3 protein-coding genes are annotated in these 6,056 nt (G+C 69.0%); 2 read left to right on the top strand and 1 reads right to left on the bottom strand.

Features of this window, described 5'->3' with window-relative positions:
- Nucleotides 1–49: 49 nt before the first annotated feature.
- A complete protein-coding gene (locus ABD134_RS10215; RefSeq protein ID WP_344229144.1) occupies nucleotides 50–3,619 on the bottom strand; it encodes a S8 family serine peptidase in 3,570 nt (1,189 codons plus the stop codon).
- Nucleotides 3,620–3,959: 340 nt separating this feature from the next.
- Here ABD134_RS10215 and ABD134_RS10210 point away from each other — a divergent pair, with 340 nt between their 5' ends.
- Nucleotides 3,960–4,916 carry a 3-methyladenine DNA glycosylase gene (locus ABD134_RS10210; protein WP_344230847.1) on the top strand — a complete coding sequence of 319 codons (957 nt, stop codon included), beginning with the start codon at nucleotides 3,960–3,962 and terminating at the stop codon, nucleotides 4,914–4,916.
- Nucleotides 4,913–6,028: a YdcF family protein gene (locus tag ABD134_RS10205; RefSeq protein WP_344229142.1), complete on the top strand. Its 1,116-nt coding sequence runs from the start codon at nucleotides 4,913–4,915 to the stop codon at nucleotides 6,026–6,028. Before ABD134_RS10210 ends, ABD134_RS10205 begins: the two co-directional genes overlap by 4 nt.
- Nucleotides 6,029–6,056 lie beyond the last annotated feature (28 nt).

Raw genomic sequence — 6,056 nt, 5'->3', positions numbered from 1 at the left:
CAACCACACCGATCCTGCACTGCCCGGTGGAGCAGCGTGAAGCGGTCAGCTACTCACCGCCGGTCACCTCATGAGCGCGGGACAGCAGGGCTGCCACCTCACCGCGGGTGATCTGGTGGCCCGGACGGTAGTTGCCGTCCTCATAGCCGGTGGAGATGTTCTGCTCCGCCATCCAGACGATCGCTTTGTGGTGCGCGCTGGACTCCGGAACGTCCGGGAAACCCTCGCCCTCCACGGTGCCGGGATCCGGCCCGACGGTGCGGAACACGAAGGAGGCGAACTCGCCACGCGTCACCTCATCGAACTGGCGGAACGTGCCGTCCTCGTAACCGGTGGTGATCTCTTCGGCATTGGCCCAGGAGATCGCCTCGAAGAACGTGCTGGACTCCGGGACGTCCGGGAACTCGGCCGGATCCGTCACCTCGGGTGAATCCATGTAGCGGTAGAGGAACGCCACGGACTCGCCACGGCCGATGTCCCGGTGCTTCTGGTACGTGTTGTTCTCGTAACCCGTGGTGATCCCGTCACACTGCATCCAGCGCACATGCTCGTAGTACTGGCTGCCGGGGGCGTTGTCCGTGAAGTCCTCGGCCTCACAGGTACCGGGATCGGTCGGACCCTCACCCACGGTCACGGTCACCATGGACCGGGTTCCGGGCGCCCACTCGATGACGCCCTTCCAGTTGCCCGGGGTCAGGCCCTGCCACTCGACGGTGGCCGGTGCGGCCTCCTGGTTCTCCACGGCCAGCGGGTCCGGCGTGATGGTCAGGTTCCCGGAATCGCCTTCGAGAACCACGGTCTCCATGGTGGCGGAGACGGAGGCACCGCCCGGTGAGGAGTACAGGTTAGAGACCGCGTAGTACTCACCGGGAGTCGGGTCCGTCAGGACCAGTTCCTCGGAACCGGAGGCGGTGGCCTCCTGGATGACTTCGCCCTCCGGAGTGATGACGAACAGGTCCCAATCGGACTGCTCGTCACCCGCGTTGAGCGACCACGTCACCGAGGTGGTGCCTTCCGGGACCACGGTCTCCGTGACATGGTTCGAGGCATCGTCGTCACCGACCAGCGCTCCAGGGATCTTGGAGAACTCCTCGACCTCGGCCAGGCCCAGGCCCTCGATCTCTGGCTCGAGGGTGCCGGTGATGCCCGATTCGAGCTCGGTCTCGGCAGCACCGGACGTACCTTCACCGGTGATGGCGTCCTCGGCCAGCACGTCCACTGACCGCACCGTCACCGGAGAGGTGACGGCGGCAGCGCCGGGACGGGTCCAGGTGAATGAGCCGTGCGCCCATGCGTCCGCCGCAGCGTCCGTACGGGTCAGGGTGATCTTCACGTCCTCGGACTCACCGGCCTCCAAGGACAGGGTGGACGGTTCAGCTGTCACCTCGTAGCCGGGCACAGAGCCACTGGCACCCCAGGTCCCGGTCTCGGTGGCCATGACAGTGCGGGTCACGGTGGCCGAACCCAGCAGGTCGTTCACGGCGATCGACGCCACGTTGATGTCCCTGCCGGCGGTCTCGCCCAGGATGAGAGCGTCCCACTGGCGGGCGTCAGCCTCATAGACCAGCCCCGGCTCGACCATTGCGGCCGGGTCGGCAGAGCCGGCGCCGGTGGCGAAGTTGTCCGCGCTGGCGGAACCATCGGCCTCCAGGACGTCCCCGGCGGTAGTCATCATGGCCGACTTGATGGCCATCGGCGACCAGTCCGGCTTCGCCGCGCTCATGAGCGCAGCCATGCCGGCCAGGTTGGGGGCGGCCATGGAGGTACCGGACATCAGCCCGTAGGAGTCCCCGTTGTATGCCGGGTCCAGCGGGGAGACACCGGCCAGCACGTTGACACCCGGGGCGGCGATGTCCGGCTTGAGCAGCTCGGAGTCCACGGCCGTGGAGGGTCCGCGTGAGGAGAACCCTGCGATCTGGGGCACCGGAACCGGTTCCAGATCTGTGGTGTCCCCTGGCACGATGCTCGCCTGATGGTCGGTGGAGGCGACGAGATCCTTGATGGACTCGTCCGAGGTGTGCACGGTGGGCACCGCATGCAGGTCGGCATCCTCGGAGCCGCCACCGATGTTCACCAGGACCATGCCCACGCCATCGGCCTCAGCGACGGCGACCGACTTGGCCGCGCGGTCCACCACGCCTCGGTCACAGACCACGATCTTCCCGGCGGCGGTGGCCGCGTCCAGGGATCCCGGGACGCACAGGCGGACGTCATCGGCGTCCTGGCCTGCCAGACCCACCTCGCTGGAGAGCACGATGTCCGCCGGGCCGACCCCTTCCTGCGTCACGGTCACGCCACGGAACTTCTCACCGCCCGGGAACTCGACCGTGCCGGTCAGCTCGTTGGAGAACGTGGAGGCCGCCACGGAGGTCAGCCACGGTGCGGAGTGGTTCGCGGTCTGAGCCGCCGGGCCGGAGTTGCCGGCGGAGGCCGAAACGAAGATCCCGGCCTCAGCGGCCGCCTTGAAGGCCAGCGAGACGGGGTCCACCACGGAGTTGTTGGAACCGGAGATCGAGTAGTTCAACACATCGACGCCGTCGATGATGGCCTGCTCGATGGCCGCCACGGAGGCGGTGCCATAGCATCCGCCCGTGTCCGGGTCCGTGTCCTCCCAGCAGATCTTGTAGACGGAGACGGCGGCCTGGGGCGCCACGCCGGAGCCCTCTCCGTAGGAGACGCCGCCGTTGAAGATCTGGTCTACGCCGTTGTTGCCCGCCGCCGTGGTGGCGGTGTGGGTGCCGTGCGAGGAGATGTCGAGGGGGGACAGCCGCTCCCGGGGATCCCGTTCCGCCTGGGGGACGAAGGCCTCGAAGTCCTCGGAATAGTACCGGGCGGAGAGCACCTTGGAGTTGCATTCCTCGCCGGAGAAGTCCTCCCCGGCCTCACAGTCGCCGCGGAAGGTGGTGCCGTCCGCCTTGAGCATGGCGATACGGCCGGCGGAGTCCAAGTACGGTTCACCGACCTGGGGTTCACCGGAGAGCGCCGGGACCGGTTCCCCGGCGAGCATCTCCTGCTCGGGGAAATAGCCGGTGTCGATCACGCCGACCACGACGCCCTTGCCGGCGGCGTCCAGCCCACCGTACTGGTTGTTCCAGGCCCCCTGGGCCCCGGGCAATCCGAGGAACTCGGTGGACGAGTAGTCCGGGGCGTACTCCTCCACCTCGGAGACGCCCAGGACGCGATCGTCCTTGGACAGCTCGCGTGCCTGTTCGGCGGTGAGTTCGGAGACGAAGGCGTTGAGGGCCGTGGTGAAGTGCTTGTCCACGGACAGTGACGCCGAAGAGGCGACCTCGAGCTGGCCCGCGGTGAGATGCCGATCGTACTTCCGGACGGCGGCGGAGTCCGTGTCCAACGTGCCGTCCGTGGCGGCGGTGGCCGGGAAGCCGTCCGTACCGCCCTGATAGGTGGCCACCGGATCCTCCTTGAGGATCACGAAGTAGCGGCCGTCCTTGTACTCCGCGCCAGCCTGCAGCGCCCGGTCGATCGAGGGATCCGAGCCGCCGCCGGACGGGGCCGCGACGGCCGGCAGGGCCGCGAGCGGCGCGGCCAGCAGGCCGATCCCCGCCAATGTGGCGGTCAGCGCCCGGCGCCGCCGAGCTGATTTGGGGTTCCTGGACATGAACCTCGCCTTTCCTCACCAAGGTGCGAGCCGGGCACGGGTGTGCCCGGCGAGTGATCTCCATGGTCGCAGCAAGAGGCTGCCACGGTGCTCGACCGAGACGGGCACGAGTCGATGCGGAAGCTCCGGTGAGAGCGGTGCGAGTGATGCGAACCACAGAGGTGGGATGACGGCAACTTACCCGACCGGAACGGTCAACGGAAGGCCTGAAACAGACCTTTTACACGCGGATGCCCGCTCTCCCTCCGCCGTTCGCCGCCCACCTGCGAGGATCCGCTGGGAACCGTACGCTGGTGGGGTGCCCACTTCTCTCCGCACCCGCTCCACCGGCCCGTCAACTATGGGCGGGCTCCAGGTGCTTGCCGCGGACCGGTGGCAGGCCACCGCCGAGGCCCACCGCCAGCGCATCGCGGCCTTCACCGCTCCGCTCAACGACCTGCATTCCCGCGGCGCGAGTCACCCGGTCCACGACTTCCTGTTCTCTTACTATTCGCTCACCCCAGGTGCCCTCGGGCGCTGGCACCCGGGGGCCGGCGTCGTGCTGGCCGCGCCGTCCCCGCCTCACGACGACGGCCACGCGGCGCCCGCGGGCGGGCCCGGCTCTGGTGGCGGCGGGAAGTTCTACCGGTGGGTGGAGCCCCGCCCGGGCCTTCCCGACGGCGGCTGGACCGTGGATGTGCCCGCGTTCGCCGAACGCCGGGCCGCGATGATCGGGTTCGCCGGTCGCATCCTCGGACTGACGGCGCAGCGGCCGGCACGGCTGGCCTGCTTCGGCCTGCATGAATGGGCCATGGCCTACCGGTCCGAGGTCCACGGGATCCGTCACTCCACCGTGCCGCTACGACTGGGCGCGGACGGCACGAACCGGGTGGTCGAGGACAACCGGATCGCCTGCTCGCATTTCGACGCCTTCCGCTTCTACGCCCCCGAGGCGGTGGGGTTGAACGAACTGCAGCCCACGCGCCAGACGCAGGTGGACCTGGAGCAGCCCGGGTGTCTGCACGCCAACATGGACGTCTACAAATGGGCCTACAAGCTGTTGCCGGCGGTCAGCTCGGACCTGGTGGCGGGCTGCTTCGAACTGGCCTGGCGCATCCGGACCATGGACATGCGGGCCTCCCCCTACGAGTTGGCGGACTGGGGGCTGGAGCCGATCCGGATCGAGACCACCGAGGGCCGAGCCGAGTATGTGCGCCTGCAGCGCGGCTTCGCCGCGGAGGCCAATGTGCTGCGCGGACGTCTGCTGGCGGAATTGGACACCCTGAGCACCCTGGCCGCAGAGGTGAGCACGCCGTGATCGGCGCCCTGCTCGCGCTCGGATGCTGGCTGCTGTACCGGAAGATGTGGCGGACCGAACCACGCCGGCTGCGCACCGCCGTCGTGCTGTTGGTGGGAGCCTGGTTCGCGTGGGGCGCCGTGGTGGAGATCATCGGGTACTTCGCCCCCGAGGTGCAGGCGCTGATCGGCCTGGTGCTCCTAGCGCTGCCGTTCTCCGTGCTCGTCCTGGCCGGGTTCCTCATCCGCAACGGGGTCCAGATGGTACGGCGAGAGGGCCGGAGCCTCGGCAACCTGCTCTCCATGGTGGCCGGGCTCGCACTGCTGGCACTGCCCGTGGCGGCCTTCCTCCTGGTCGCGACGCTGCACCCGGTGGCGATCGGCGCCGCGGCGTTGGCATTCTTCATCTCCGCCCAGGTCGGCCTGTCCTTTGTGACCTTCCTGGTGTTCACCGTCCTGTACGCCCGGCGGGAGCCGCGCCCGGGGGCGGACGCCGTGGTGGTGCTGGGCTCCGGACTCATCAAGGGGAAGGTGCCTCCGCTGCTCGCCGCCCGCTTGGACCGCGGACGGCAGGCGTGGCAGGCCCAGCTGGCATGGCCGCCGTCGACCAGTTCAGCGCCGCCCTCGACCAGCCCGGCCTCCGGGACGGCTCCCGGAACATCCAGGACAGCACCCGTTCGTGAAGTGCCCCTCATCCCCTCTGGTGGCCAGGGTCCGGACGAGCCCCGCCCGGAGGCGGCCGCCATGGCCGACTACCTGGTGGACCTCGGCGTGCCGCCGGAGCTGATCCTGCCGGAGGAGCGCTCACGCACCACGGAGGAGAACCTGCGCCTCTCGAGGGAGATCGCCGACGGCGCGCTACCGGAGGGCACCAGGCGTGGACACCTGCTGGTGGCCACGAACGAGTACCACGCACCGAGGGCAGCCCTGCTCTCCCGGCGGATCGGCGTGGACGCTGACGTGGTGGGCGGTGAGACCGCCGGCTATTACGTGCCGAGCGCCTACCTGCGGGAGTTCCTGGCCGTCATGGTGATGAACAAGCGCACCCAGATCCTCCTGGCCATCCCGGGGCTCCTTCTCGCGGCGGGACTCACCGCGCTGATGGTGATGTATCAACTCAACGCCGGCGGCTGACGACTCCCCGGCTCATCTCCGCCCCTCC

Origin of the sequence: Citricoccus alkalitolerans, from assembly GCF_039528175.1 — a bacterium.
GTDB lineage: Bacteria > Actinomycetota > Actinomycetes > Actinomycetales > Micrococcaceae > Citricoccus > Citricoccus alkalitolerans.
Note: the sequence above shows the minus strand (reverse complement) of the source record. Positions and strands in the feature narration are given on the sequence as shown.

Excerpts from the sequence above, each read along its gene's own strand:
- ABD134_RS10215 (WP_344229144.1), bottom strand. The coding sequence starts at position 3,619 with ATGTCCAGGAACCCCAAATCAGCTCGGCGGCGCCGGGCGCTGACCGCC.
- ABD134_RS10210 (WP_344230847.1), top strand. The coding sequence starts at position 3,960 with ATGGGCGGGCTCCAGGTGCTTGCCGCGGACCGGTGGCAGGCCACCGCC.